The sequence below is a fragment of the Aliisedimentitalea scapharcae genome (genome assembly GCF_045277565.1).
Classification (GTDB): domain Bacteria; phylum Pseudomonadota; class Alphaproteobacteria; order Rhodobacterales; family Rhodobacteraceae; genus Aliisedimentitalea; species Aliisedimentitalea scapharcae.
The window spans coordinates 4,145,289-4,168,601 of sequence record NZ_CP123584.1 but is presented as its reverse complement, the minus strand read 5'-3'; the positions used below and the strand labels follow the sequence as shown (position 1 = coordinate 4,168,601).

Below are 23,313 nucleotides of genomic sequence, written 5' to 3'. Positions count from 1 at the left end.
AGGCGCGTCCAGTACAGGCCCGTCCCAGGTCGCGCGGTTTGCGACAAAATACTGTCGATTTGCGCTCAGAAGGTGCCGACCCAGGCGATGACAAGGGGAATGGTCGCTATGCTGGCCACGGTCGAAAACAGGATCGAAGCCGAAACGCGGTGCGGTGCAATTCCATAATGTTGCGCCAGCATATAGACATTGCCTGCCACGGGCAGGGCCGCGGCCGATATGGTGACCGCTGCTGAGTAGGGATCGACGGGCAATAGGACCAGCACACATAGGGCGACCAGCGCCGGATGCAGGATCAATTTGGCGCTGCTGAGCCAAATCGCAATCTGCATCCGTTCTGCAGACTTGCTGGCCAGGGAGGCCCCGATGGCGAACAGAGCCCCGGGAGTGGCAGCACCGCCGAGGATGGACAGGAATTCGTCGAAAGGGTCGGGCAATGGAAGCGCAAGAGCGGCCCAGGACAACCCCAAGGTAATGGAAACGATCATGGGATTGCGCAAGAGCCCCATGCCAACCTGGCGCAGAGTTTTCAAGCCAAGCCCCTGTCCGCGGCCCACATTGATCAAAACGACGATCAGAGAGGAAAATACCACCAGATCGACCGCAAGAACCAACATAACAACCCCAATCGCCGCCGTGCCGAACAAGGCGGCCAACATTGGCAATCCTAGAAAACCTACGTTGCCTATGGCCGCGCACTGCGATTCAACGGCCGTGGTTGGGATATCCACACCGCGCAGACGCGCAACAAGTGTGGCAACCAGGTAGGTTGCCGCCGTTCCGAGCAGATAGGCAAGCACAAGTCGCCCGTTAAAGATTTCGGCAAAGGACAGGCTGGCAGAAAATCGGAAGATCATCGCGGATAGGGCAAAGTAGAACACAAATTTGGTGAGATAGACCGTGGCGTCTTCGCTGAAAAATCGGCTGCGTCCGGCCCAGTACCCCAGACCGATGATGGCAAAAAACGGCAGGGTTCTCATGAAAATGTCGATCATGGCAGATTGGTAACATGTGTTGACCAAATTGCAATGTCCACTGTTGGGAACGTGGCGACAGGCTGTCTTGGGTGGAACAAAACGTTGCTGTCTTCGTCGCGCTCCCGCCTGTTGTCGCCTTCCTGTCGGAAGTCTCCTCCCGTTGGGCGTGGCACCGCGCAAAGCGCGGTGCCACGCCCATGTCCAAGGGAGTGCCGGCGGTCTGTTTGGACACGGGAGTTCTTCCGTTCGTGTCCTGTCGCGATTTGCCGGTCCGGGTGTTCGATCCCAGGGGGTGATAGGCGCTGTTCTCGCAGCCATGGGCGGGCGCATTCTGGGACAGCTTCGTCACGGGAACGCCCTAACCACGCAAGCCGCCCGAGTGGGGGCAAAGCGAAACCCTGACCGGCAAAAGCAATGCGCAACATAGCCCCGATATGCAGCCGCTGTGGGCGACGAGCTGAGCACGGTATTCGGGGTCAACCCAATGGCCGTTAAAAGGGGGACATATCGAGAGGCGGCTGCAGGCCGCAAAATGGGCCGAACGTGCTCCGCTCAATCGGCCTCAGTACATCGGTGGGGTGGCATGGTCGTCACATTCTGGGGAGGTGTGATGCTGTCGTCGCATGAATGTCTCCGGACTCTCCAGCTGTCGGAGCTGCCGGTTCCGAATTTTTTCGCGATCAGGGCCGCATCGGTGTCTTCAGCGCCTTGGTCCATCTCGGCTTCAACACATGGATGGACACGCGCCAATACGTCTTTAGATCAATCGTCAACCGACCGGCTTTGCCCATATCATCATTGGCAAAGCCCAGATTGTCTAGCAGCGGTTCTATTGCTGGGCGGGCATTGATCGGTCTGGGAAATACGCCGCGACTGCGTTTGACGATCTGGGTAGTCACAGGCCCGTGTGGGGGAGATCCTTTGGGGCACCCGTCCGGGACCGTGCCATATCACATCCACACAATCGCTCTCCCGGCGGGCATTCTTTGCCATTGATCCGGGGAGGCTGGGATAGAGGACGGGTTGACGAGGCCCGATCCTTTTCGTGATCACCCGGATGGCGGGGTTGAGAACCTAACCGCTGCCGATCAGGATCCCGGCCGCCAGAACCAACGCCCCTCCCAGAACCACTTGGAACACGGCCTTGAAGAACGGGGTTTCCATGAATTTGTTCTGAATCCAGGCAATGGCCCAAAGTTCGATGAACACGATAATCCCGGCCAGGGTCGTCGCGGTCCAGAAGTCTGTGATGAGATAGGGCAGGGCGTGGCCCAACCCCCCGACCGTTGTCATTATCCCCGAGGCAAAGCCGCGTTTGACGGGCGATCCGCGTCCCGACAGTTCGCCGTCGTCTGATGCGGCTTCGGTGAACCCCATGGAGATTCCGGCTCCAACCGATGCCGCAATGCCGACCAGAAAGGTGGTCCATGTATCTTGCGTAGCAAAGGCCGTGGCAAAAATAGGTGCCAGTGTCGAAACCGATCCATCCATGAGCCCGGCCAGCCCGGGCTGCACCCAGGTCAGGATGAACTGGCGCCGTGCAGTGGCATTCTCTTCGTCCACGCCTTCTTCGGTCAGATGGGTGTGGGCAAGGTTATCGGCAGTCGATTGGTGGCCGGCTTCGGCTGCAGCCAGATCACCCAGAAGCTTGCGGGTTTGCGCGTCCTTGCTGTGGGCTGCGGCAGTTGTGTAAAATCGTTCGGCGTCTTTTTCCATGGTCACCGCTTCTTCGCGGATCCGATCCAACCCCAGATTCTCCACCAACCAGACGGGTCGCCGTGCATAGTAACCTGCCACATGTTCACGCCGGATCAATGGAATGGTCGGGCCAAACCGGGCCTCGTGTAGGGCAATCAGCTGGGCGCGGTGGCTGTCCTCTTCGACAGCCATACCGTCAAAAATCTTGGCCGTGGAAGGAAAGTCCTGGCGCAGCGTTTCGGCGTAACCGCGATAGATGCGCGCATCATCTTCTTCGGATGAGATGGCCAGTGCGATGACTTCCTGTTCACTCAGGTCGCGAAACCGCTTGCGGTGCGAGAAAAAACGCATATGTATCCTGCCTCTTTAGAACTGTTCTAAGATTAGCATTGCAGCTGGTAGAGGCAAGCCCAAGTATTCTTGTTGTTGAAGGTTACCACTCCGGTTTAAGTTCAATGGGTCAGTGACAAAGGGGGTCGCATGAATCAGCAAACGCGCATCGTGAAAACGGGCCGAAAGTACGATCAGGTGCTGGAGGGGGCGCGCAGCGTATTCATGGCCGACGGGTTCGAAGGGGCCAGCGTCGATGATATCGCGCGGGCCGCTGGTGTCAGCAAGGCAACGCTTTACAGCTATTTCTCGGACAAGCGGCTGTTGTTTCGCGAAGTGGTGCGTACCGAATGTGAACGTCAGGCCTGTGAGGCGGATGAATTGGTGGAAACCACCTGTTCGCCCGAAAAGGTGTTGTTTGAGACGGCACACCGGATCATGGCGATCATCCTGTCCGAATTCAGCGTCCAGATGTTCCGGATTTGTGTGGCTGAATCTGAGCGGTTCCCGGAGTTGGGACAAGAGTTCTATGAAAGCGGCCCGTTGGTGCTCAAGGCGCATCTGGAGGAATACCTCGAGGGAGCGAGGGACCGGGGTGAATTGAAGATCAACGATATATCGCTGGCGGCCGACCAGTTTGCCGAGCTGTGCAAGGCCGGGTGGATGCTGCGCGCGATATTCATGCATGAGCGCGATTTCTCGCAGGAAGAGAAAAACCGCTTTGCGCAGGGGGCTGTCGATACCTTTATGGCGCGTTACGGGGTTTGAAGGGGGCTGCCTGCCCGCAATTGACCCTAGGGTCGGAAGGCACCTTCACTCAACAATATCGATTTCTCTTTCCAGATCATCCAGTTCGTCGGTCACGTCAGCAACCTCAAGGACGCGAGCGATGTCCTGGGCGAACCCGGGAAAATGTTCGACGAAGTCAAACCCGCGCTGATCCGACCCGATAAACAATAGAGTTCCAACAACAGCACCAACATTTACGTGAACATGACAGGTTAGGGTGTCGGATCGAATACGTCCCCAACCGGCACAGGTTACCCAATGTTCGGGGATGTCGCGGTGGTCCCCTTCCTTTGGAAAGAAAATGTAGATGCCGCTGCTTCGTTTCCCGTTTGGGCCAATCACTTTGGATTCATGGCTTTGGTATTCGATGCCTCCAAAAACCCGCGTTCCTGTGGCCATCAAATAGGACGTCTGGTTTACCATGCGGTCAATTCCGTCAACATTTTCATACACGCTAAGGTTTGTCGGAGAGTAGCGCGAATACAGATCCGGGATCAGATTCGGGTTCATATCCAATCGGAATTGCCTCCAGGGCATGTTGTCACTCCACAACCCACAGGTCCGGTAGTATCGCTCCCCCATACGAAGAACGACGCCATTTGGTGCGAGCGGTTCGGTGTCGTGACAATAGGGGCTTTCGTCCGCCCACATGGCCTTTGTGTTGGCAATAAAACCAAAAAGCATAAAGAACAGGAGTACCATCCTGACGCTTCTCGATGACAGGAGCGGCGAGAGTTCGCAGTTTTTCGGGGGCATGTGCACAATTACTCAACCAATGATTGCCCCGTTTACTCTATGCAGAGACAATGTAAATTGCTTGGCTTCGTTTACACTGCGTGCCGAATGCCTGCTGGCAGGTCGCGCGTGCGGTGTTGGTTGTTCTTATACTGTGATGGGTGCCCCCAGATTAGTGGGTTTTGACCATCTTGCGGTCCTTGCGATAGGCCCGGTGGCACGACAGGCAGGTTTGCATCAGATCCGGCAATGTCGCGCGCAATCCGTTCAAAGATCTTGCGTTCAATGCGCGGGCCGCGTTGTTGGCACCCTTGGCCCGATATTTGAAATCGGTCCAGTTGATCCACAGCGTGATTTTGGCGTTCGACAGCGGGTCAGTTCGGCGTTTTCGAAAATGTTTGGGAATCGCGTCGGTCATCTTGATCAGGGATTTGCGCGCGGCCCGTGCGCGGGGTTTGTCGAATCGGATTCGGTTGCTCATCATTCCAGTCAGCACATCCACAGCGGCCCGCCCTGTCTGCATGAGCTGCATCCGTTGCGCGACGTGGCGATTTTCCACGCGGTTTTGGGCTGGCGCGATTGATGCCACCAGAATCAGGGCCAGAATGATTAGTCGCGGTATCAGGCGCATGGGTGCGAACCCGGTTTGGCTCGACTCTGGCAGGGCGAGTCAGGTATAAGAACAGAATGTGAACATTTACAAAAGCACATGTGGGTCTCCGATGTCGCGCCGCCGTATTTTGTCATTATGGTTTCCCCGGTTGGGAGCGGAGCGGGTAATGCGTGCCGAACGTGGTGGGCTTGCCGGCCCTTTGGCTGTGGTCGAAGAACAATCCAACACTCAGGTTATCACCGCGTTAAATACCGCAGCCGAAGCCGCAGGTTTGCAGGTTGGTCAGCCGTTGCGCGACGCCCATGCCATGTGTGCTCACCTGTTGACGCGCAATCGCAACGGCCCGGCGGAAACCGCATTTCTGGGGATCTTGCGGCGCTGGGCGGGCAAATATTCACCTTGGGTGGCTGATGAGGCACCGGATGGGTTGGTGGTGGATCTGACCGGTTGTGCGCATCTGTTCGGAGGGGAAGAGACGCTGTTGGCGCAGATCGAACAGGATTGCGCCGATATGGGGCTGAGCGTGCAGATGGGCATTGCCGATACGTTGGGTGCCGCATGGGCCCTGGCCCGTTATGCCGGGGTGGGGGCCGGATCAGACCGTTCTGGCGATGCCATCCAGCAGGAGGCCCGTGCCACCCGGTCGCGCGCGGTCAAGCGCAAACACTGGACCCGGGGCGGTGCCGCGCCACAGACGGTGCCCCTGTCACAGGGGATGGCGCGGATTGCGGGGCAGGGGCAAACCTATGGCGCGCTCAGCCCGCTGCCGGTGGCGGCGCTGCGATTGGAGGCCACGGCCGTGGCCCAGCTCAACCGGCTGGGGTTGCGCCGGGTCGGAGACCTGCTGGGACAGCCACGTGCAACCCTGGCCCGCCGGTTCGGGCGCGGATTGGTGCAGCGTTTGGATCAGGCGATGGGCAGCGCGCCTGAACCGGTCTCTCCGGCCCGCGCGCCGGATGTTTTTGCGGTGCGGCTGACCCTGCCCGAGCCGATCGGCTTGGTCGAGGATCTGATGGCCGGGATCGACCGGCTTCTGCCCCGGCTGTGTGCCCTGCTCGAAGACAAGGGCAAGGGCGCGCGGCTGTTGCGGCTCGAGGCGCATCGTACCGATCAAGTGGCCGAGAGGGTCGAGGTGGGCCTGGCCCGCCCGCTGCGCGACCCGCATCGAATCCGCCCGCTGTTGGAGATGAAGCTGGAGCAGATTGATGCCGGATACGGCATAGACATGCTGCGTCTGATCGCGGTGCAGGTGGAACCGATTCACGAACGCACCCAGGTCGGGCATCTGCAGGCGGGTCAGGCCGTCAGGGAACGCCTGGAAGGCAATACATTGCTTGATGATCTGATCGGACGGATGGGGGCACGGGTCGGGCTCGAGGCGATCACCCGGCTGCACCCGGTCGATACCCATATCCCCGAAAAAACGGCCAAGGTGATGGCCGCGGCCTGGTCGGTGCCCTCTGCCAATTGGCCAACAGCTCCGCGTCCGCGCCCATTGTTGCTGTGGACGCCCGAGGTCGTTCAGGCCCCAGACATCCGCACGATCCCGCCCCGGTTTCGCTGGCGGGGACGCGATTGGAATCTGGCCGAAGCGCAGGGGCCGGAACGAATTGCGCCGGAATGGTGGCTGGAGGACCCCAACTGGCGCAGCGGGGTGCGGGACTACTGGGTGGTGTTGACCGCGTGCCACGAACGGCTGTGGTTGTTTTACGCCCATGGTGGGGCGGTGTCGTCAGGGTGGTTCTGCCAGGGCCGGTTTGCCTGAACGCTTCGTCCGAGGGCGAAGCGTTTCCCTTGGGCATCCGACGTCACGCAGGTTACCCTGTTCCCATGACAACACCACGCTTTGATATCATGGGACAGGCCCTGGGCGATAGCAGCCGCAACCGGATGCTGTGTGAGCTGATGCAGGGGCGGGCCTACACCAACAAGGAGCTGGCCAGCGCCGCAGGGATCACCGCCCAGACGGCCACTGCGCATCTGCGCCTGTTGCAACAGGCCGGGTTGGTGATCGCGGAAAAGAGCGGTCGCTGTGTCTATAACCGGATTGCCGGACCCGAAGTGGCCCGGGCGCTCGAACAACTGGCCACAGTTACTCCGATGGACAGTTTGCACCGGGCACAGCTGCGCAAGGCCGGGGCGCTTGCGCCTTTGCGCAGCTGCTACGATCATCTGGCCGGGTCGGTGGCCGTGGCGCTGGCACAGGCGTTTCTGACCCAAGGTATGCTGATACCTGACAGCGGCGGATACAGGGCCGTTCCCTCTGAACAGTGGACGAAACTGGGGGTGTGCCTGCCCGACGGGCCGGCGCGGCAGCCCTTTGCCCGCCCCTGTCTGGATTGGACGGAACGCAAACCACATATTGCGGGCCCATTGGGGGGGCAACTCATGACCCATGGGTTGAAGGTCGGATGGTACAAACACCAACCCTACAAGCGTGGCTTGCTGATGACCCGCGCCGGCACACAGGCGCTGGCACAGATTATGGGACTTGATCCCGACCCACCAAAAGAAAGCAGTGCGTCATGCATGATTTGAAATCCGAGCGGTTTACCGTCGAAACCGGCACTCACATTCTGGTTCAGGTCCCGCAAGAGGCAGCCGACCGGGTGCTGCAGGCTATCCTGTCCCGTGATATCCTGCCTTGGGGCGATTATGATCAGGTGAGCTTTACCACCCAGCCAGGGCAACAGCAGTTCCGGTCTCTGCCCAAAGGGGTAAATGCTCCGACCGATCACGCGATAAAGGTGGCCTGCGTCGAGCTGCAGGTGTTCACCTGCGCGCGTGGAGCCAATCTAGAGCCGATCCTGCGGGCGATCTATGACGTGCACCCCTATGAAGAACCGGTCATCCAGCTGATTGATGCGACCCGAACCCGGCACAACCGGGGTATGGATGAGGACAACCCGAACCGCTTCTGGAACGGTGATCCCCAGGAGTGGGTTCCTGCACCACATCGCGGAAAATAGGAGAGTTTCCGTCAAAAGACTTGATTTGCAAGGCGATTGCGGCAACCCTTGGGGTATGAGCTTTCAACAGATAACGCCTGTTTCGTCTCCCTCCATCCCCTTTCAGGTTGCTTTTGACCGCCGTGAAATGGCTGTGATCCTGTCACTGTATGGACGTATGGTTGCTGCCGGTGAATGGCGCGACTATGGCATTTCCTGTCTGCGGGATATGGCCGTATTCTCGGTTTTTCGGCGCACGGCCGAATTCCCCCTGTACCGCATTGAAAAACACCCCAAGCTGAGAAATCGCCAAGGGCAGTATTCGGTTGTCGGTATGGATGGTCAGATCCTCAAACGAGGTCATGACCTGAAAACCGTCCTGAGGGTGCTCGAGCGCAAGTTGATCCGCGCCGTGGACTGAGACGGCAACCGACGCAGTTCGGGGGGCCGGAATAGCATAGCTTTCTGGTCGCCCGGAATATGTTACACTTCAAATTGCTCGGTATGGCATCCAAATGCTCACTTCAGCCGTTTGTGAGCAGTCACTGGCCCATCCCCCTGAGCCGCGATCCGGGCGATGGCGGCTGTCAAGGGTTCCAAGGTCACCGCCATATGATGGGCATTGGCGTGCAACAGAGTGTCGGCATCGCTGACCCAGGCGACATGCCCTTTCCAGAACAACAGATCTCCCGGCTCTGGTGGCGTGTCCGGCGCGAGAAGATACCCCAGCTCAGTTTCCTGCTGATCACTGTCGCCGGGACAGGGAATCCCACTGGCCAGACAGGCCATCTGTACAAGCCCGGAACAATCAATCCCCCAGCGACTGTTCCCGCCCCACAAGTAAGGCGTACCCAAGTAGGTCTGGGCCAGCTCAACCGGATCACGGCTGGTTTTCTCTAACAATGAAATATGGGTCATCGGGACAAACCCATGTGGCGTTCTGTAAAACCGGCCCGACTGACCCAGCACCCGAACTCGGCTGCCCAGGCTCAGCCCGCACAAATCCTGCGACTTGAAATCCGCCTGTTCGTACAGATGCGTTGCGGGGGCTGACACCCAATGGGTAACGGTTTCGGTAGCTCCGAAAGCCGACGTCGGGATGTATCCGACATAATCGTCCTTGGCTGCCTGAACAAAGGCCCAGCCGTCCCGTTCCTCATAGACCGTGATCGCATCGCCCATCAGCAACTGGCGATCCCTTGGACCACCAACGCGCCGCAACAGATCGACCACAGGCACCGCAATCTGTGCCTCAATTCCTGTGGTTGGCTTTTGTGTGCCGATGGGATCCTGCGCAAGATGCATCGCAACAATGCGGTCATTCGCGGGGGTGCGTCTTGGATCTTTCACAGCTTCAGGATCTCGGGCAGGGCCTCAAGTATAGCGCGTGGACCCTGGCCTACCCCGCCCTTGGGGCGCGCGGGGCCTGGGTTTGAAGTCCAGCCGTAAACATCAAAGTGGATGTAGCGGCTGTCACCTGCAAAACGGCGCAAAAACAGCGCGGCAGTGATTGCCCCGGCAAAGCCACCGCTGGGGGCATTGTCCAGATCGGCCAGAGCGGGCTCTACCATCGTTTCATACGCGTCGTGAAACGGCAGCCGCCACATCGGATCCGCCACCCGTCCAGCCGCCGACATCAGCGCAGTGGAGGCCGTTTCATCATCGGTGAAATAAGGGGCCAGGTCGGGCCCGACGGCGACACGGGCAGCCCCTGTCAGGGTCGCCATGGAAATCAGCAGATCTGGATTGTCCTCGTCAGCCAGCGTCAGCGCATCTGCCAGAACCAGACGCCCTTCGGCGTCGGTGTTGTTGATTTCGACAGTCAGACCCTTGCGCGATGTCAGAATATCGCCTGGCCGAATAGCATTGCCAGAAACCGAATTTTCAACTGCGGGAATCAAGACCCTGAGCCGAACCGGCAAGTTGAGGCTCATGATCATGTGTGCCAGACCCAGAACATTGGCGGCTCCACCCATGTCTTTCTTCATCAACCCCATGCTTGCGCCGGGTTTCAGGTTCAACCCTCCAGTGTCAAAGCAGACACCCTTGCCGACCAGCGTCAGCTTTGGTCCACTGCTGCCCCACCGCATGTCGATCAGACGTGGAGCGCGGGGTGAGGCCCGCCCGACGGCGTGAATCATTGGGAAGTTCTGGTTCAGAAGGTCATCACCCGTGACGATATCAATATCGGCCCCATGTTCGGTGGCCAGAGATTGCGCCGCGGCTGCGAGCTCTTCAGGCCCCATGTCGGACGCTGGTGTGTTGATCAGATCCCTGACCAGGCACTCCGCTGAAACCATGGCCTCGGCCCTGGCCGTATCGACTCCCGGGGGCGCAACCAATTGCGCCTTGGAACCGGACTGGGGCTTGTAGCGGTCAAAGGTATAGGAATTTATCAACCAACCATAACATTCCGCAATCAGGTCCTCGTCGGCAAGGCCCGACGCGATTTCAAAAATTCCCTCTGGCAGGTTCGAAACCGCTGCGGACAGGACAAAGCGATTGCGATTGCGCTGTGTCGCTGTGCCATATCCGGCCAAGGCCATGATCGGACGCGCATCAGGTCCGGGGATCAACAGGGCCTGACCCTGTGCACCGGTGAACCCGTTGCTTGTCACCCAGCTGGCGACTGAATCGTCCTGCCGAGACACAAAGGCTTCAACTGCAGAGCATTCCAGAACATGCAGTGGAATGGCCTGTTCCGACGAGGGAGCAAATGTATTCGGCATCATGAAAGATCTCTGTTTATTGCAACTCGATACCCAGAGTAGTCTTCACGGTGTCACCTGCAAGCCCCCTCGTGTCAGGGAGGCATCAGACTGACAAATCCTGTAGATCCCAGACTGCAGTTAGCGAGCGTTCGCCGATCCGCAGCAGGCGAAACAGGGTCGCGCCAACGGCCGCTTCATCCTCGGCGTCAATCGCCCGGGTTACATCGGTTGCGACCCGAGCAAGCGCGCTCATCCCGATTTGTTCCGAAATCGCAACCAGGGACCGTGCACTTTTGCGCAGTTGCAGCACATCATGTTGCCGCCACAGGCGTTCACAGTGCGACAGACGCACGGCCAGTTCCTCGATTGCGCGGCAAATCACATCTTGCGCGCCGGTTTCGCCTAATTGTCGATAGAGAACCCCCAGTTGGTCAGAATCCAGACGGACAGGTTCGTTTTGCAAAAGTGCTAGAATTGTTGGCACCACGTTCACCCCAAGTATTCAATGCCCCCACGGCGTCTTCAGTTTTGGGGGCGACAAGTTTTCAAAAGGTTTCCAAGCAGGTGATCAAATCGCTCGAATTTTGTATCAATACAGGCTAATTACTCTCGGGATGAAACGAACGGAACCTGACATGCAGTTTGCTAAACCTTTGCCAAAGTATCTTGTGACCCGTTACCACGGGTGGAAAGCGACTTCTTACAAGGACAATCAAGCGTGGTACAAAACACTGGCCCGAGAAGGTCAGCACCCGCGCGCGATGGTGATCTCTTGCTGTGATAGCCGCGTGCACGTCACGTCGATTTTCGGGGCGGATCAGGGCGAATTCTTTATTCACCGCAATATCGCCAATCTGGTGCCGCCCTATCAGCCGGATGGGGATCACCACGGCACGTCCGCAACAATCGAATATGCAGTTACCGCGCTCAAAGTGGCAAATCTGATCGTGTTGGGGCATTCGCAATGCGGCGGCGTCCAAGGGTGTATCGACATGTGCAAAGGGCACGCGCCCCAGTTGGAATCGGGCGAAAGCTTTGTCGGTCGCTGGATGGACATTCTCAAACCAAAGTTCGATCTGGTACGCGACATCGAAGATGCCGACGCTCAGGCCCGCCAGTTCGAACGTCAGGCCGTTGTGGCATCGCTGGAAAACCTGATGACCTTTCCGTTTGTCGCGGATGCGGTCAAAGAAGGTTCGCTCAGCCTGCATGGGTTGTGGACCGACATCGGCGAAGGTGGGTTGGAATGCTATGACCCCACCGCCCAGATGTTCCATCCAGTTTAAGATATTCGATCCTCAAGCCGCCTTCTGGGCGGCTTGATTTTTCGACCTTTTGCATCCATCCGGCATCAACGCAATACCATCCCATCTGGCCAGTTTATGGACGTATTGAGTTTGATTTTCCGTATTTCTCCCGGTTTGATCTCCCATGACCAGGCTAGAATTCCGCGACGGTTTTCCCAGTTTTCTTCGCTGGGTCGCGGGACGGCGGTCCAGCTGATCTCCAGATCCTCCTGTTCTGAAAAAGGCACCCGGTCTACCACCTGCATGGGCCATGTTCTGCCCGTCAGGTTTTCGATTTTGATTTCGACCTGTTCGGCCTTTTGGTTGGATTTGGAAAGAATGCCACGGTCGCCCTGGTTCCGATTCAGAATGTCCCGCGTCAGGCGCAATCCGTCGATGGGACCAAAACCAATGTGGGTCTCTTGCCCAGGTGCCAATCCCTGGAAGCTGTCATCCCCCACCAGAAACCCGTCCACATACCGGGCGGCATAGGGGGAAGACAGCCATTCTTCACCGGAGGTATTGGTTAAGCTGGCCATGCGAAACGCTGTGACATCGCGCAGCGGCACTGCGTGGGCGGTAACCGTGACGTTTTCGGACAGGCTGTCCAATTCCAATCGCAACACATCGGCCCCCGAGGCGACAGAGACTTTTTCGTGGTAGGTATAGGTTACACCCGGACCGTTTACCTTGCTCCAGATGGGGGTTTCTTCGTTTGCCGTGACCAAGGCCTCGACGCTGGGTTCTGGCGCGCCTGCATAGCTGTCTGCCAGCAATGCAGAGGACGCGGCCTTGCGCACCGGTTGCTGTGGATCGACGATGTACCGTTGGGTGGTGTCCAGATAAGAGGGATCGGTGGCACCGATCGCTTCGGTGGTCGAAAGGCGCAGCGTGACATCAGACCAGTTTTCGCCTGTGTTTTGACTGACAAAGGCATCTCGCTGAATATCCAGCCGCGGTGTGTCGCCAGTCGTCAGGTTGAGATCATAGACCGGCACCCATTCGGTGCCACCAAAGACCAGATAGGACAGGTCTACTTGAACCTCTCCCGCAGCGGCGGCGTCGATTTCGACTGCGATATACAGGCGGTCGTCGTCTTCGAGATCCAATGCCGCTAGCGCCTGGTCTGCATCGGCCAGTTCCTCATTCAGCTCCTTCAGGCGGGTTTCTACCCGACGGGCTGCAATCCGGGCGTCCAATGCCGTGACAGACGCAGTCATTGCTTCGCCCTGGATCATCTGCGCAATTTGGCGCAATGTCTCCGGCGAAGCGTCTGCCAGGCCTTCGTTTTCGCCCAATTGCTTCAGAAAGCCCAAAGATACATCCGCGGCGTTGGCGGCCAACCTGACCCGGTCGGCGTCATCTCGGACCGATTGAATACGCTCCTTGATGTCCTCCAGACGTGCTTTCGCAGCATCCACTTCGGGAGAGCTGGTGTCACGCGGCGGGGTATATTCGTTGCGGAATATGGTGCCGACTTGCCGGGCACCGGTCAGGTCGATCCGCAGGCTTTGTTCATGCGCACTGTTTGGGACACCCTGAAAGACCAACCGATGTTTGCCAGCAGGAACCTGAACAGAGGCAATCCGTGATACCGCGGCGCTGTCGGGGTGCATCGTCACCTCTGTCACCTTGGTGAGGACCGGGATGGTGTCAGCCCAAGACGGACAAGCAGCCACAAGGGCGATCAGGGATAGGGAAAAGCGCATGGAACTTGCCTCAAATTGAATACGGGGCAAGCGTGACAAGCGATAGATCAAATGACAAGGGCACCCGATTGGGTGCCCTGCTATTGGTCAGTTTGTGCCGATGATGTCCGGCCGGGGTTTAGCCCTTTTTCAAAACTTCGCGGCCAAGCAGTTCGGCGATCTGAACGGCGTTCAGCGCCGCACCCTTGCGCAGGTTGTCCGACACGCACCACAGATTCAAACCGTTTTCAACGGTGCTGTCCTGACGGATGCGGCTGATGAAAGTCGCAAAATCGCCAACGCATTCCACCGGAGACACGTAGCCACCGTCTTCGCGTTTGTCGATCACCATGATACCGGGGCTTTCGCGCAGGATATCGCGGGCTTCATCTTCATCCAGGAAGTCTTCGAATTCGATGTTCACGGCTTCGGAATGGCCGACAAACACGGGAACGCGCACGCAGGTGGCCGTAACTTTGATCGCAGGATCAATGATCTTTTTGGTTTCGGCGACCATCTTCCACTCTTCCTTGGTCGTGCCGTCTTCCATGAAGACGTCGATGTGGGGAATGACGTTGAATGCGATCTGTTTGGTGAACTTCTTGGCCGGTTTGTCATCGGTCGGATTGTAGATCGATTTGGTCTGATCCCACAGCTCGTCGATGCCTTCTTTGCCCGCGCCGGAAACCGACTGATAGGTGGACACGACAACGCGTTTGATCTTGGCCCGATCATGCAACGGCTTCAGCGCCACAACCATCTGCGCGGTCGAGCAGTTGGGGTTGGCGATGATGTTCTTGTTGGCATATTCGTGGATCGCCTGGGGGTTGCACTCGGGCACGATCAGCGGAATGGCCGGATCATAGCGATAGAGCGAGCTGTTATCGATGACGACACAGCCAGCTGCTGCTGCCTTGGGGGCGTAAACCTTGGTTGCTTCGGAGCCCACGGCAAACAATGCCATGTCCCATCCCGTGAAATCAAAGGTATCGAGATCCTGGGTCGTGAGTGTCTTTTCGCCAAAGCTCACCTCAGATCCCAGCGAACGACGGCTTGCCAGCGCGGCAAGTTCATCCACCGGAAACTGGCGCTCGGCCAGGATGTTCAGCATTTCACGGCCCACGTTACCCGTGGCGCCGACGACGGCGACGCGATAACCCATATTCTTTATCTCCAGATACCGCCGGTCGATATGACCGGCTGCGGTTCCATATAGCGATTGGACCTGTATTTAAAGTGTTTGATCAGTCCATACTGTCGCGACTGAACATATATATCACGCATCCTGCCGCCAAAGCGGCCGTGAAGAAGGCAAAAATGGCCAGATAAGGTGCGGAAGGGTCAACGCCCGACGTGGTTTCATGAATGCGCCCACTGGCGAACTGCATGATTCCCACACCACCGATTCCAAACAGGTTCAGCAATGTCACACCGCGTCCGGTCAGATGAGGCGGCACAAAGGCCCGGCCATGGGCGATGATGACCGGAAACGATCCACCCAGAAATCCAATTCCGGCGATCAGCGCCACCGATAGGGTCACTGACTGATCAATGGTAACGATCAGCAGGGCCAACAGAACAACGGCCAGCACATTGCCACCAAAGATCACCCATTTGCGGGTGCCCAGCATCCGGTCCAACGGGCCATAGCAGAGGGTGCCTGCAATCATCGCGGCCCCCATGATCAGCGTCGCGGTGCCTATCTGGGCGGTGTCCAACCCGTAGACGTCGCTTAGATAAGGACCGATCCACAGGCCCCGAACGGCACCGGACGGGGCATAGACCACGAACATCAGCGGCAGGATGGCCCACATGACCGGCATTTTCAGGAGATCCAGAACGGACCCTTTCTGATCGGTTTCCGCTTTGCCGGGATCTTTCACACTGAACCAGATCCCAACCGCAACTGCTGCCGAGATCACCGACAAACCGGCAAGCGTACCGCGCCATCCGATCAATTCAGCAGCCAGCGCCGTTGGATAGGAGGCGACCAGATTGCCAGCGCTGCCCACGCCCAGCATCAGCGCCGCCAGCGTTGCAAACCGCGCTGGAGGATATTGGCGGGCAAAGATATAATAGGACGCCATCAGGACCGGCGAACATCCAATACCGATCAGGAACATTGCGATGCTGACGTGCAGCGGTGTGGTCGCAACGGCAAACAGGGCCGCTCCGCCCGCACCGCCCAGTATCAACAACACCGAAGCCGTGCGACGCGGTCCGATCTGATCCAACGCCCAGCCCACCGGCAATTGCATGGCCGCAAAGGACAGGAACCACATACCCGACGCAAAGGCGAGATCTTCAGGCCCTGTGCCCAGATCCTGTTTCAGAACCTGGCTAAGAACGGCCAGAAAGGCGCGAAAGAACTGGCTGAGTACATACGCCAGACACAACGTGATTAAACCAGCCTGCATGATTGCCTCTTTTGTCCAGACGGACATGCGTTGCACGTTACACGGGCAGACACAAGCCTGTGTATCGCAAGGCACATCATTGGATTGTCGGAAAGCGGGCGCTAGGGTTTTCTGCAATCTGATTGGAAAGAAAAACATGGAAAACGATGGGTTTTATTCAACCCTGCTCCCAGATCCTGAATTTGCTGGTTTCAGCCGTGCCGACAGGTTCACGGCCTTGCCGGATGACTGGGTCGTCGGAGTTACGGACATCGTGAATTCGACCGGGCAGATTGCCGCCGGTCGCTACAAGGCGGTGAACATGGTCGGTGCGGCGGTCATTTCATCGATGATGAACGGTCTGAACGGGCGGGCTTTTCCCTATGTTTTTGGCGGGGATGGGGCATCTTTTGCGGTGGCACCATCGGATCGCGAGACTGCCAATAGGATTTTGGCAACCTTGCGCCGATGGGTCCCGGTTGAATTCGATATGGAGCTGCGCGCGGCCTTGGTTCCTGTGCGCGACATTCGTGAGGCAGGGCATGATGTGCGTGTTGCGCGCTATGCGGCTTCTGAAGGCGTGGATTATGCCATGTTTTCCGGAGGAGGGGTGTCCTGGGCGGAACAGCAAATGAAATCTGGAATGATAGAAGTGGCTCCTGCTGCTGTGCTTACTTCCCCTGATTTGACCGGGTTGTCCTGCCGGTGGTCCAACATACCGGCCCAGCGAGATTTGATCCTCTCGTTGCTGGTCGAGCCAACTGGAAATGAGGCAGAGTTCGTTCAAGTCGCTGACCAGATTGTTCGTTTGGCTGAACAATTGGATCGCGGGGGGCATCCCGTGCCGCAGGAAGGACCAGGCCTGCAATACCCACCTCCCGGGTTCACGCTCGAGGCACATACGATGCAAACCCGGTGGCCATTGGCCCTGCGTAAGGTGGTTTTGGCGGGACGGACTTTTGTATCCTGGCTGATTTTTGCGCTGGGTATTCGCATGGGTTCCTTCGATCCCGCGCACTATCGTGCAGGGATCAGCCGTAACGCTGATTTTCGCAAATATGACGACGGGCTGAAGATGACCCTGGATTGTGATCATATCACGCGGGATCGATTGGTTGAGACACTGGAGCAGGCCCGACAGGACGGTGTGATCCGGTATGGGCTGCATGAACAGGATCAAGCGATGGTAACCTGCATCGTGCCCTCGGCCGTGCGCGAAGACCACGTGCATTTTGTGGATGGGTCCGCCGGCGGATATACCATGGCGGCGGCCCAGTTGAAATCCTGAGGACCTCGGCGATCAGCCCTGGTTGCGCAGCCGTCCGACGATCCCGGTCGGAAAGAAATAGACGCTGAGGATGAAGAGTACCCCCAACCACAACAGCCAGCGGTCCGCGCTGAGCAGTTCGGGTAGGATGGGAATACCCTCGACCAACCCTGATGCCGCGCCCATCAGGGTCTGCAAATAATTCTGGGCCAGCACAAACAGCGTTGCACCCAGTATGGCACCATACATGGTACCCATGCCGCCAATCACGACCATCAACAGGATGTCGATCATGATCTCCATCGACAGGGTTGTGTCCGGACCTACGTAACGCAGCCAAACAGCATAGAGCGATCCGGCCAGCGCCGCGATGGCTGCTGACAGGCAGGTCGCCGCCACCCGGTATTTAACCACGCGGTAGCCAATGGATTCCGCGCGAAAGTCATTTTCGCGGATGGCTTGCAACACGCGCCCAAACGGGGAATTCACCACCCGCAACATGAACAGGAACAACACCAGCGTCCCAACAAAGACAAAATAATAGGCCAACAGCTTGCCGTTCAGTTTGACCCCGAACAGGGTGCCGTCAAATGTCTCCTTGCCGAATTTGAATGCTGGACCCAACGCGCGGGGGGTCTTGAAGGTCAGCCCATCCTCGCCGCCGGTCAACCCCGAAAGCTGGCTGACCAGAACTGCTACGGCCGATGCCACTGCGAGCGTTATCATCGCAAAGAAAATGGCCCGCACGCGCAGCGAAAACAACCCGATGACCAGTGCCAGCAATGCGGCAATCATCGCGCCTGAGACCGCGCCAACGGCAATGGCGTCAAACCCGCGCCCCATATGGGTCGAGGCCAAAGCCACCCCATAGGCACCGATGCCGAAGAACATGGTATGGGCAAAACTGACGATGCCGCCATAGCCCAGCAACAGGTCATAACTGGCCACCAGAACGATGAACACACAGATCCGTGCGGCGGTATCGACGGTACGCACGCCGGGAAACAGGAATGGAGCCAAGGCCAGGCAGACCAGGATGCCCAGAAGGACAATGGACAAGATACGCGACCGGGGCAGGTCGCCGGACAGAACGGAGTGTATCATTTCGCCTTTACCACCGGAATCATGCCCATCGGGCGCCACATCAGGATTGCGACCATCAGGCCGATATTGGAAATTAACGCCGCTTTTGGCTCAAGGAACGCGACATAATTCTGCATCAAGCCCACCAGCAAGGCACCGATGAAGCAGCCCTCGACGCTGCCCAACCCGCCAATGATGACCACGATAAAGATCAGGATCATCGCCTGGTTGCCCATATGCGCAGTGATAACCTCCTGATACAGCCCCCACATCACCCCGCCCAGACCGGCCAGCGCGGAACCCGCAACAAAGACGCCGACAAACACCAGCCGCAGGTGATAGCCAAGCGCCTGCACCATCTCGCCGTTCTGTACGCCGGCGCGCACGATCAGCCCGATCTTGGTGCCTCGCAGCACCCAGCGCATTGTCAGAAACACCACCAGGCCGACAACCACGGCTACCAGCCGGAATTTCTCTAGCGCTGCACCGGCAAAGGTAATCGCGCCTTTCAGCGCCTCGGGGCGGGTGAAATAGATCTCTTCAGGCCCCCACAGCACGATCAGCAATTGTTCGACCACGATCAGCCCGCCCATAGTCACCAAAATCTGTTTGAGATGATGACCATAAACCGGTTCGACGATGACTTTTTCAAAGGCCCACCCCATGGCACCCGTGGCGACCATGGCACCAACCACCGCGATCAAAACTGCCAGAAGGTTCAGCATCAGCGACGGTGACTCGACCATATGGCCCATCATCAACATGACCGAAATACCGACAAAAGCTCCAACGGACACAAAGGCACCATGACCGAAATTGATCACATCCATCAGACCGAATACCAGTGTCAGGCCCGAAGCCATGAGAAAGATCATCATCCCCATCGCCAACCCTGACACGGTCAACGTCAACCAGCTGGACGTATTGGGAATGGCCCAAAATCCCAGAACCACAAGGATCGGAACCAGCAGCATGGGGATGTAGGGGCCCAGCCGCTCTGCCAAACCGGCCTGTGCCATCTTGGGAGCATGTTCGGGGGCTGTCGTCATGACCGCACTCCTGTTTCTTTCTGGTCAAAAATACCTGAACTCGGATCGTGCCACATGTGCATCAGTGGGTCTCCATGCTCAGGCCCATCAGCCGTTCCTGCAACTCTGCATCGCTTCCCAATTGGGCCATGTCCCCTGACCAGACCATCCGTCCGTCGTCCATCACATTGGCGCTGTCGCCCAGGGCGCGTGCCACTGCAAAGTTCTGCTCAACCAACAAGATGGAAGCGCCCTGATCCTTCAGGTCCTTCAAAGCGCGCGCCATGGTGGAAATGATTGCGGGTGCCAGTCCCTTGGTTGGTTCGTCGATCAGATACAGCTGGCGTTCTTCGACCATGGCGCGGGCAATGGACAACATCTGTTTCTGCCCACCAGACAGGTTTCCGGCTTCGGACTTCCAAAAGGTCTTGAGCGGAGGAAAGGCGGTGAAAATCCAATCCAGCCGTGCAGAATTGATAGGCCCGCCAACTGCGGCCAGTACCATGTTCTCTTCGACGGTAAGGTCCGAGAAGATGCCCATATCTTCGGGTACAAACCCTATTCCCATCCGGGCAATTGTCGGGGTTGGCGTTGAGGTGATGTCTTCGCCGTTGAACATCACCCGCCCCTGATGGGCCCGCCAATGGCCAATGATGGTGCGCAGGGTCGTGGTCTTGCCCACGCCATTGCGCCCAAGCAGCATGGTCACAGCACCGCGTGGCACCTCCAGATCGACACCTTGCAGAATGTGATACTGGGCGATGTTCGTGAACACACCTTCGAGTTTCAGGATCGGATCAGACATCTTCCAGGATCCCTTCCAACCCGCGGCCCATATAGGCCTCTTGGACCACATCGGATGCCATGACCTCAGCAGGAGCACCATCGGCGGCCAGCGCTCCGTTATGAAGCACGATGATCCGGTCGGCCAGAGTGCGGATCACGTCCATCTTGTGTTCCACCAGCAAAACCGTGCGGTCGCTTTGATCCTTGAGCTCGGCAATCAGGTCCAGCACCACGGGGGCTTCATCCACGCTCATTCCTGCCGTGGGTTCGTCAAACATGAACACCGCCGGATCCAGTGCAATCAACAACGCCACTTCCAATTTGCGTTGATCCCCGTGGCTCAGCTCAGATACGATCTGATCCCGGCTGTCGATCATGCGCACACGTTTCAGGATGGCTTCGGCGGCATCGGTCAGTTCGGCGTGGCGACTGGCCATGGAAAACAGGTTGAACCCCTGTCCAGCCTTGGACTGCACGACCAGACGTATGTTTTCCAGAACCGATAGATTTGGGAAGAGGCTGGTCAATTGGAACGCCCGTCCGATCCCGGCGCGGGTGCGTTGAGATACGGATTGACCGCTGATGTTCTGGCCGCGCAGCTCGACCCGCCCCGATGAGGCGGGGATCTGCCCGGAGATCAGGTTGAAATAGGTGGTTTTGCCTGCGCCATTGGGGCCGACAATGGCGGTCAGTTGGCCAGGGTGAAAGTCACAGGTCACGGCATCAACCGCGACATGACCGCCGAACCGAACCGTAAGGTCCGTGGTGCTTAGAAGGGGAGAAGTCATTTGAAACTCTTGCTCGGGTCCATCTACGAGGACCGGCATCGCCATGCTGGCCCAGAGCAAATTGAACGCTGGGCCAGCAGGAAAAGCAATTACTGGTTACGAATGGGGATTGGCATTTCGTCGATCGTCAGTTCACGAACCAGTTCCGGGATTGCCCATTCCACATCGTCATCCACGCGGATTTTGAAGTGGTACATGGTCTGCATCGCCTGATGGTCTTCGGGGCGGAACTGCATGGTGCCCTTGGGGGTTTCCCACTCCATGCCTTCCATCGCGGTGATCAACGCCTCGGTGTCGGTGCTACCAGCCTTCTTGATCGCTTCGACTGCGGCGATACCTGCGGCCATGCCCCCGGCAGTGAAGAAATCAGGCGGCGTGCCAAAACGGTCAAAATGTTCCTTGACCAACCAGTCGTTCACCGGATTGTCGGGCAGTTCATAGTAATAATAGGTGGCCCCGACCATTCCGGGGAATTCCTTGTAGGATTTCAGCGCCGCCAGGATATTGCCAACCCCGGCAAATTCGATGCCGAACCGACCCGGATCCATGGCATTGATCTTGCTCAGCGGGTTGCCGCCTCCGGCCCAGATCACAAACAGCTTCTTGGTGCCGTCCAGATCCTTCATGGCGTTGAATATCCGTTCCGCCGGCGCGGTGAAATCGGTGGTGTCCGTGGGGGCGTATTCTTCGTGCACCAGGCTGATGCCCTTGGTTGCCAAAGCTTCTCGGAAAGCGGCGATGCCGTCGCGGCCAAAGGCATAGTCCTGCGCCAGCGTTGCGATATGCACGTTGTCACCGGCCAGAGCAATCGCGCTGGCCACTGCGTCCTGGGATGAGTTGCGTGAGGTGCGGAAGATGTAGCGGTTCCAGTTGGCACCGGTGATGCTGTCGGCCACAGCCGGTTCTACCAACAGAATCTTTTCATATTCTTCGGCCACCGGCAGCATCGCCAGCGCCACGCCTGAGCTGACCGGGCCGATGGCCAGGTCGACTTCGTCGTCGCCATAGGCCTCTTCCAACAGCGCCTTGCCGTTTTCGGGTTTCAGTTGGGTGTCCTTTTCGATCATGATGATTTTTTCACCATTGATCTCCATGGTCCCGCCCGTTGCATATTCCAGCCCCAACATCAGCCCATCATGGGATTGTTTGGCATAGGCTTCGAATGGGCCGGTCTTGCCATAGATATGGGCGATCTTGATGTCGGCTGTGGCAGCCGAGGCCAGCGCCAGAGCCGACACCATGCTTGCAGCAATTAGACGTTTCACAATGTGTTCTCCCTGATGGTGCGCCTGCCGTCCTGACCTGATGGTTCCGGATCAGGCACCGGGCGCACTCTCCCTTTGATTGTTTCAAGGTACTGGCGCGGGGGTGAAACGGTCAATTATGCGTAAATACGTATGCCCGCGCCCGGTGCTATTTCCCTTTCCAATAGGTTGCGAGGTTGCTCGCTGTGCGGGCCAGGATCAGTACATCGATGCCGACGGCCAGGAACTGGGCACCCATGTCGAAATACGTCTGGGTGGCCTCTTCGGTGACCCCCAGAATGCCTGGGGCCTTACCAGCAGCTGCAATCCGTTCGATCGCGTCGGCGATGACGTCGCGCACCTCGGGGGCAGCTGCGTTGCCGGCGTATCCCATGTCGGTGCACAGATCGGCAGGGCCGATAAAGACTCCATCCACGCCTTCGACGGCCAGAATATCGTCGAGCGCGTCGATCCCGGCGCGGTTCTCCACTTGGACCAGCAGGCAGATTTCGTCATCGGCGGTCTGAATGTATTCGCTGACAGAGCCGAACATGGTGGCGCGCGCGGCTGTCGCGCCGACGCCTCGGGTCCCCAACGGAGGATAGGTACAGGCGCGGACCATCTCGCGGGCCTGATCGGCGGTTTCAACCATCGGTACCAAAACTGTCTGGGCACCAGCATCCAGAACTTGTTTGATCATCCAGGTTTCGCCAATCGGCACCCGCACGACAGGGTGCGAGGGGCTGGCCTGCAGCGCCATCAGCTGGTCGCGGATCGAACGGATGTCATTGGGGGCGTGTTCACCATCAATCACCAGCCAGTCAAACCCGGCGGTGCCCATGATCTCGGCGATGCTGCCTTCGGCAAAGCTCATCCAGCAGCCGATCTGGCGGTCGCCATCGGCCAGGGCCTGTTTGAAGGTGTTTGTGGGGGCGGGCATGAGCGA

The 23,313-nt window shown here is 58.2% G+C and carries 23 protein-coding genes; 7 read left to right on the top strand and 16 right to left on the bottom strand.

Annotation, left to right across the window (positions count from 1 at the left end; genetic code table 11):
* Positions 1 to 65: 65 nt before the first annotated feature.
* On the bottom strand, positions 66 to 995 hold the full coding sequence (locus QEZ52_RS19385) for an AEC family transporter (protein WP_406646271.1): 930 nt from the start codon (positions 993 to 995) through the stop codon (positions 66 to 68).
* Between the two features lie 1,056 nt (positions 996 to 2,051).
* Positions 2,052 to 3,026 carry an iron exporter MbfA gene (gene mbfA / locus QEZ52_RS19380; protein ID WP_406646269.1) on the bottom strand — a complete coding sequence of 325 codons (975 nt, stop codon included), beginning with the start codon at positions 3,024 to 3,026 and terminating at the stop codon, positions 2,052 to 2,054.
* Between the two features lie 129 nt (positions 3,027 to 3,155).
* On the opposite strand from mbfA, the gene QEZ52_RS19375 reads away from it, so the two are divergent.
* Positions 3,156 to 3,773, top strand: coding sequence for a TetR/AcrR family transcriptional regulator (locus tag QEZ52_RS19375; protein WP_406646266.1), 618 nt, complete (start codon positions 3,156 to 3,158; stop codon positions 3,771 to 3,773).
* Between the two features lie 45 nt (positions 3,774 to 3,818).
* Here QEZ52_RS19375 and QEZ52_RS19370 read toward each other — a convergent pair whose 3' ends face one another.
* A complete protein-coding gene (locus QEZ52_RS19370) occupies positions 3,819 to 4,496 on the bottom strand; it encodes a hypothetical protein (protein ID WP_406646264.1) in 678 nt (225 codons plus the stop codon).
* Positions 4,497 to 4,701: 205 nt separating this feature from the next.
* Complete coding sequence (locus QEZ52_RS19365; RefSeq protein ID WP_406646260.1) at positions 4,702 to 5,160, bottom strand: c-type cytochrome; 459 nt, start codon at positions 5,158 to 5,160, stop codon at positions 4,702 to 4,704.
* 91 nt (positions 5,161 to 5,251) lie between these two features.
* Between QEZ52_RS19365 and QEZ52_RS19360 the strand changes: the two genes are divergently transcribed.
* The 4 genes from QEZ52_RS19360 to QEZ52_RS19345 all read left to right on the top strand — a co-directional run bounded on the left by QEZ52_RS19360 (position 5,252) and on the right by QEZ52_RS19345 (position 8,511).
* A complete protein-coding gene (locus QEZ52_RS19360; protein ID WP_406650574.1) occupies positions 5,252 to 6,907 on the top strand; it encodes a Y-family DNA polymerase in 1,656 nt (551 codons plus the stop codon).
* Positions 6,908 to 6,972: 65 nt separating this feature from the next.
* Positions 6,973 to 7,680 carry an ArsR/SmtB family transcription factor gene (locus tag QEZ52_RS19355; protein ID WP_406646258.1) on the top strand — a complete coding sequence of 236 codons (708 nt, stop codon included), beginning with the start codon at positions 6,973 to 6,975 and terminating at the stop codon, positions 7,678 to 7,680.
* Positions 7,668 to 8,111 carry a hypothetical protein gene (locus QEZ52_RS19350; RefSeq protein WP_406646256.1) on the top strand — a complete coding sequence of 148 codons (444 nt, stop codon included), beginning with the start codon at positions 7,668 to 7,670 and terminating at the stop codon, positions 8,109 to 8,111. Before QEZ52_RS19355 ends, QEZ52_RS19350 begins: the two co-directional genes overlap by 13 nt.
* A gap of 55 nt (positions 8,112 to 8,166) precedes the next feature.
* Positions 8,167 to 8,511, top strand: a complete 345-nt coding sequence (locus QEZ52_RS19345) for a DUF2794 domain-containing protein (protein WP_406646254.1) — start codon at positions 8,167 to 8,169, stop codon at positions 8,509 to 8,511.
* 98 nt (positions 8,512 to 8,609) lie between these two features.
* Here QEZ52_RS19345 and QEZ52_RS19340 read toward each other — a convergent pair whose 3' ends face one another.
* From QEZ52_RS19340 to QEZ52_RS19330, 3 genes are all read right to left on the bottom strand, one after another.
* The gene (locus QEZ52_RS19340) at positions 8,610 to 9,440 is read right to left on the bottom strand and encodes a C40 family peptidase (RefSeq protein WP_406646251.1); all 831 of its coding nucleotides are present in this window, start codon (positions 9,438 to 9,440) and stop codon (positions 8,610 to 8,612) included.
* The gene (locus QEZ52_RS19335; protein WP_406650571.1) at positions 9,437 to 10,819 is read right to left on the bottom strand and encodes a leucyl aminopeptidase family protein; all 1,383 of its coding nucleotides are present in this window, start codon (positions 10,817 to 10,819) and stop codon (positions 9,437 to 9,439) included. Before QEZ52_RS19335 ends, QEZ52_RS19340 begins: the two co-directional genes overlap by 4 nt.
* Before the next feature lie 85 nt (positions 10,820 to 10,904).
* Positions 10,905 to 11,294 carry a hypothetical protein gene (locus QEZ52_RS19330; RefSeq protein ID WP_406646249.1) on the bottom strand — a complete coding sequence of 130 codons (390 nt, stop codon included), beginning with the start codon at positions 11,292 to 11,294 and terminating at the stop codon, positions 10,905 to 10,907.
* A gap of 142 nt (positions 11,295 to 11,436) precedes the next feature.
* Here QEZ52_RS19330 and QEZ52_RS19325 point away from each other — a divergent pair, with 142 nt between their 5' ends.
* Positions 11,437 to 12,087 carry a carbonic anhydrase gene (locus tag QEZ52_RS19325; protein ID WP_406646247.1) on the top strand — a complete coding sequence of 217 codons (651 nt, stop codon included), beginning with the start codon at positions 11,437 to 11,439 and terminating at the stop codon, positions 12,085 to 12,087.
* 65 nt (positions 12,088 to 12,152) lie between these two features.
* On the opposite strand, the gene QEZ52_RS19320 is transcribed toward QEZ52_RS19325, so the two are convergent.
* The 3 genes from QEZ52_RS19320 to QEZ52_RS19310 form a co-directional block, all read right to left on the bottom strand.
* A complete protein-coding gene (locus tag QEZ52_RS19320) occupies positions 12,153 to 13,796 on the bottom strand; it encodes a mucoidy inhibitor MuiA family protein (protein WP_406646244.1) in 1,644 nt (547 codons plus the stop codon).
* Positions 13,797 to 13,914: 118 nt separating this feature from the next.
* Positions 13,915 to 14,937, bottom strand: a complete 1,023-nt coding sequence (locus tag QEZ52_RS19315) for an aspartate-semialdehyde dehydrogenase (protein ID WP_406646242.1) — start codon at positions 14,935 to 14,937, stop codon at positions 13,915 to 13,917.
* A gap of 82 nt (positions 14,938 to 15,019) precedes the next feature.
* Positions 15,020 to 16,192, bottom strand: coding sequence for an MFS transporter (locus QEZ52_RS19310; protein WP_406646240.1), 1,173 nt, complete (start codon positions 16,190 to 16,192; stop codon positions 15,020 to 15,022).
* Positions 16,193 to 16,328: 136 nt separating this feature from the next.
* Between QEZ52_RS19310 and QEZ52_RS19305 the strand changes: the two genes are divergently transcribed.
* Positions 16,329 to 17,459 carry a DUF3095 domain-containing protein gene (locus QEZ52_RS19305; protein WP_406646238.1) on the top strand — a complete coding sequence of 377 codons (1,131 nt, stop codon included), beginning with the start codon at positions 16,329 to 16,331 and terminating at the stop codon, positions 17,457 to 17,459.
* Between the two features lie 12 nt (positions 17,460 to 17,471).
* Here the strand turns inward: QEZ52_RS19305 and QEZ52_RS19300 are convergent, their stop codons facing one another.
* The 6 genes from QEZ52_RS19300 to QEZ52_RS19275 form a co-directional block, all read right to left on the bottom strand.
* Positions 17,472 to 18,542 (bottom strand): branched-chain amino acid ABC transporter permease, encoded by a 1,071-nt coding sequence (locus QEZ52_RS19300; RefSeq protein ID WP_406646235.1) that lies wholly within the window; start codon positions 18,540 to 18,542, stop codon positions 17,472 to 17,474.
* Positions 18,539 to 19,570: a branched-chain amino acid ABC transporter permease gene (locus QEZ52_RS19295; RefSeq protein ID WP_406646233.1), complete on the bottom strand. Its 1,032-nt coding sequence runs from the start codon at positions 19,568 to 19,570 to the stop codon at positions 18,539 to 18,541. Before QEZ52_RS19295 ends, QEZ52_RS19300 begins: the two co-directional genes overlap by 4 nt.
* A gap of 61 nt (positions 19,571 to 19,631) precedes the next feature.
* Positions 19,632 to 20,354, bottom strand: coding sequence for an ABC transporter ATP-binding protein (locus QEZ52_RS19290; protein ID WP_406646230.1), 723 nt, complete (start codon positions 20,352 to 20,354; stop codon positions 19,632 to 19,634).
* Positions 20,347 to 21,123 (bottom strand): ABC transporter ATP-binding protein, encoded by a 777-nt coding sequence (locus QEZ52_RS19285; RefSeq protein ID WP_406646228.1) that lies wholly within the window; start codon positions 21,121 to 21,123, stop codon positions 20,347 to 20,349. The genes QEZ52_RS19290 and QEZ52_RS19285 overlap by 8 nt, the downstream gene beginning before the upstream one ends.
* 89 nt (positions 21,124 to 21,212) lie before the next feature.
* Positions 21,213 to 22,388, bottom strand: coding sequence for a substrate-binding domain-containing protein (locus QEZ52_RS19280; RefSeq protein ID WP_406646226.1), 1,176 nt, complete (start codon positions 22,386 to 22,388; stop codon positions 21,213 to 21,215).
* Positions 22,389 to 22,536: 148 nt separating this feature from the next.
* Complete coding sequence (locus tag QEZ52_RS19275) at positions 22,537 to 23,307, bottom strand: HpcH/HpaI aldolase family protein (protein ID WP_406646224.1); 771 nt, start codon at positions 23,305 to 23,307, stop codon at positions 22,537 to 22,539.
* Positions 23,308 to 23,313: the final 6 nt, after the last annotated feature.

Coding starts and splice junctions, on each gene's coding strand:
- QEZ52_RS19365 (WP_406646260.1), bottom strand. CDS start 5,160: ATGCGCCTGATACCGCGACTAATCATTCTGGCCCTGATTCTGGTGGCA.
- QEZ52_RS19315 (WP_406646242.1), bottom strand. CDS start 14,937: ATGGGTTATCGCGTCGCCGTCGTCGGCGCCACGGGTAACGTGGGCCGT.
- QEZ52_RS19350 (WP_406646256.1), top strand. CDS start 7,668: ATGCATGATTTGAAATCCGAGCGGTTTACCGTCGAAACCGGCACTCAC.
- QEZ52_RS19385 (WP_406646271.1), bottom strand. CDS start 995: ATGATCGACATTTTCATGAGAACCCTGCCGTTTTTTGCCATCATCGGT.
- mbfA (WP_406646269.1), bottom strand. CDS start 3,026: ATGCGTTTTTTCTCGCACCGCAAGCGGTTTCGCGACCTGAGTGAACAG.
- QEZ52_RS19335 (WP_406650571.1), bottom strand. CDS start 10,819: ATGCCGAATACATTTGCTCCCTCGTCGGAACAGGCCATTCCACTGCAT.
- QEZ52_RS19360 (WP_406650574.1), top strand. CDS start 5,252: ATGTCGCGCCGCCGTATTTTGTCATTATGGTTTCCCCGGTTGGGAGCG.
- QEZ52_RS19310 (WP_406646240.1), bottom strand. CDS start 16,192: ATGCAGGCTGGTTTAATCACGTTGTGTCTGGCGTATGTACTCAGCCAG.
- QEZ52_RS19275 (WP_406646224.1), bottom strand. CDS start 23,307: ATGCCCGCCCCCACAAACACCTTCAAACAGGCCCTGGCCGATGGCGAC.
- QEZ52_RS19295 (WP_406646233.1), bottom strand. CDS start 19,570: ATGACGACAGCCCCCGAACATGCTCCCAAGATGGCACAGGCCGGTTTG.
- QEZ52_RS19355 (WP_406646258.1), top strand. CDS start 6,973: ATGACAACACCACGCTTTGATATCATGGGACAGGCCCTGGGCGATAGC.
- QEZ52_RS19375 (WP_406646266.1), top strand. CDS start 3,156: ATGAATCAGCAAACGCGCATCGTGAAAACGGGCCGAAAGTACGATCAG.
- QEZ52_RS19345 (WP_406646254.1), top strand. CDS start 8,167: ATGAGCTTTCAACAGATAACGCCTGTTTCGTCTCCCTCCATCCCCTTT.
- QEZ52_RS19300 (WP_406646235.1), bottom strand. CDS start 18,542: ATGATACACTCCGTTCTGTCCGGCGACCTGCCCCGGTCGCGTATCTTG.
- QEZ52_RS19325 (WP_406646247.1), top strand. CDS start 11,437: ATGCAGTTTGCTAAACCTTTGCCAAAGTATCTTGTGACCCGTTACCAC.
- QEZ52_RS19285 (WP_406646228.1), bottom strand. CDS start 21,123: ATGACTTCTCCCCTTCTAAGCACCACGGACCTTACGGTTCGGTTCGGC.
- QEZ52_RS19370 (WP_406646264.1), bottom strand. CDS start 4,496: ATGGTACTCCTGTTCTTTATGCTTTTTGGTTTTATTGCCAACACAAAG.
- QEZ52_RS19305 (WP_406646238.1), top strand. CDS start 16,329: ATGGAAAACGATGGGTTTTATTCAACCCTGCTCCCAGATCCTGAATTT.
- QEZ52_RS19290 (WP_406646230.1), bottom strand. CDS start 20,354: ATGTCTGATCCGATCCTGAAACTCGAAGGTGTGTTCACGAACATCGCC.
- QEZ52_RS19320 (WP_406646244.1), bottom strand. CDS start 13,796: ATGCGCTTTTCCCTATCCCTGATCGCCCTTGTGGCTGCTTGTCCGTCT.